Origin of the sequence: Rhodococcus sp. A14, from assembly GCF_011603105.1 — a bacterium.
GTDB classification, from domain to species: domain Bacteria; phylum Actinomycetota; class Actinomycetes; order Mycobacteriales; family Mycobacteriaceae; genus Rhodococcus_F; species Rhodococcus_F opacus.
This window is the reverse complement of the sequence record NZ_JAAOQS010000297.1, coordinates 1-770: the sequence shown is the minus strand read 5'-3', so window position 1 is coordinate 770 and position 770 is coordinate 1. Positions and strand designations below refer to the sequence as shown.

Sequence of the window (770 nt, the reverse complement as noted above, 5' to 3'; positions counted from 1 at the left end):
CAAAAGCAGCCGGGCAGGACTGACCCTGTACGCCGTTCTCCGCGAACTCCAACGCGCACTTGCCCGTTGGATCGGTACCTGCCCACTGTGCCACCACACCTTCCCCACCTAACAAAGTACTACTAGGCCACCCTGTCGGAGCCACCGGGTCCCGTATCATGACGACCTTGCTTCACGAACTCAAACGCCGCGGTGGCCGCTACGGCCTCGAAACCATGTGCATCGGCGGCGGCCAGGGAATCGCCGCAGTCTTCGAATCAATATGACAATAGACAACTTCCGTAGCGTCATGCGGACGGATGCGATCTATCCTGTCGGGCGGACCACATCGACCACCTCGCGCCATGCCTCGGGGAGATGCTGCCAGCGCGCGATAACGCTGGTGCAGAGCAGTCATCGTCAACTTGGCTGTGCGGGTGACCGCTGGGAGGATGGGCGACCGCGACCAGCGCAGATTCGTCGTACAAGGGCTTCCGCTACCCGAAGAAGATCATCAGCCACGCCGTGTGGCTGTATCACCGCTTCGCGTTGAGCCTGCGTGACGTGCAGGAACTGATGTGGCGCTCCTCGGGTTTATGTGGGCGCCATTTCTGCTGCTCAGGGTGGGTTGTGTTGTTGGCCGCACTGTTCGGCGTTTCACCGATGATATGAGGGACGCGCACGCGCAGCACCTCTAGGTTTCGGGGTTACCACACCTACCTCAACCCGGAGGCCCGCTACACGTGCGCGTCAGTACTGCATTTAACCGTCTCCTGAAGATCCCCGGCGCA

Annotated in this window: 2 pseudogenes; both read left to right on the top strand. The window is 61.0% G+C overall.

Annotated features, from left to right (window positions below):
* Positions 1-110 precede the first annotated feature (110 nt).
* Positions 111-266, top strand: a pseudogene (locus G9373_RS45495) (acetyl-CoA C-acyltransferase); the annotation flags it as partial.
* A gap of 157 nt (positions 267-423) precedes the next feature.
* Positions 424-558: pseudogene (locus G9373_RS45490) on the top strand (IS6 family transposase); the annotation flags it as partial.
* Positions 559-770 lie beyond the last annotated feature (212 nt).